The sequence below is a fragment of the Campylobacter sp. BCW_4338 genome (genome assembly GCF_001763255.1).
Classification (GTDB): domain Bacteria; phylum Campylobacterota; class Campylobacteria; order Campylobacterales; family Campylobacteraceae; genus Campylobacter_D; species Campylobacter_D jejuni.
Genome location: NZ_MJYJ01000060.1, coordinates 1 through 1,540 on the forward strand (window position 1 = coordinate 1; position 1,540 = coordinate 1,540).

A 1,540-nucleotide genomic window follows, 5' to 3' on the forward strand; every position below is an offset into this window, starting at 1 on the left:
TTCAGGGGAGAATATATCTTTATTAGAAATAAAATTCATACCTAAGGCTGTATTGACTCCATAAGCATAAGAATTAGGTTCAGCTTTAGCTTCATTATTTCCTATTTTTTTAGTTAAATCATTTTTAATCAAAGCAGCTTTACCTTGAGCTTTGATATAAACTTCTTGACCTTTTTCTGTAGTAAATAAGGTATTAAAGTATTTTAAACCTGCATAATAGGTTCTATTATTAATATCAAAATAAGTTGAACCCATTTTTGTATCTTCATAACCTGCATACACACCATATATTCCACTGTCTTTTAAAGTAGAATAACCTATAATGGTTCCTTTAGTGTGTCCTTTACTTTCTTCATTTAAAGAAAGTTCAACATTCTGTGAAGAAGTATAAGGAAGGATGAATAAAGAATGTTCTTTATTAGAACCATAGCTTCCGTTATTTAAATCACTCTTTATATAATCACTTGCATCTGCATATAAATTACCCTTTTCAGACATAGCAATGCTTTGAGACTTACTTGAAGAAGCTAAAGCAAAGCTTTGCATAGAATTACCCATAACATTGTCTATAAAGGTAGATCTTCTTGAAGTAGTAGAGATTAAAGATCTAAAGGTTGCACCTGATATGGAAGCACTAAGATCAAACCTTTTATGAATTTTTCCTGTTGAAGGATCATAGATTAAATCAATTTCCCCGCTACCATTGGTTCCTATATTGCCAATATTATCTGGTTTTACCCCTGAGATGATATTGTTTATATCTTCTATTCCATCTAGATCAGCATTGCCTTGATCAACGGTTATACTATCTACTTTTACATTATCCGTATTGTTTCCACCTACAACCACAGTGTCTAATTTACCTGTATCTTTATCTGTAGAAACAACCCAATCTTCTATGATTATGCTACCATTACCATTATTGGTTACATGATTGCCGTTATCACCTTTATTTATGGTTCCTTGGTTATTAACAAAGATGGTTCCACTACCTTCATTTTTAATACCACTTGTAATAGTCGCATCAGAATCATTTTTTAAACTTAAATTATTATTACTTCTATTGAAGATATTACCATAAATAATTCCATTGTCAGTATTTAAAATACCACTTCCTTTTGCAGAAGCAATAAGACCTTCATTTTCAATAGTGATTCCGTATTCTTGTTTTTCTTGTCCTTCTTTTCCAATGGTTCCAGTATTTATAATACCCCCATTACCACCTTGGATAGTTCCAGATACATTGATGCTAGTATTTACTTGCTTACCGCCACCTATATAAATACCTGCATTACCACCTTCTAATCTACCCCCTGCTTTAACTTCAATGCCTTCACCCTCAATACCATTTTTACTTCCATCTATATGGATTGCATCATTGCCTGCTTTAATAACACCACCTTCTTCTATAGTGATTTTACCAATATTAACGGGCTTTTTATTTGTATCAAATGCATAAAAAGTTATACCATTGTTGCCTGCTTCTATAGTTCCTTTATTTGTAAGGGTTTCTATCTTGTTGCCATCACCTATGAAGATA

Annotated in this window: 1 pseudogene; it reads right to left on the bottom strand. The window is 31.9% G+C overall.

Annotated features, from left to right (window positions below):
* Positions 1–1,540 (bottom strand): annotated as a pseudogene (locus tag AJN69_RS10105) (hypothetical protein); the annotation flags it as partial.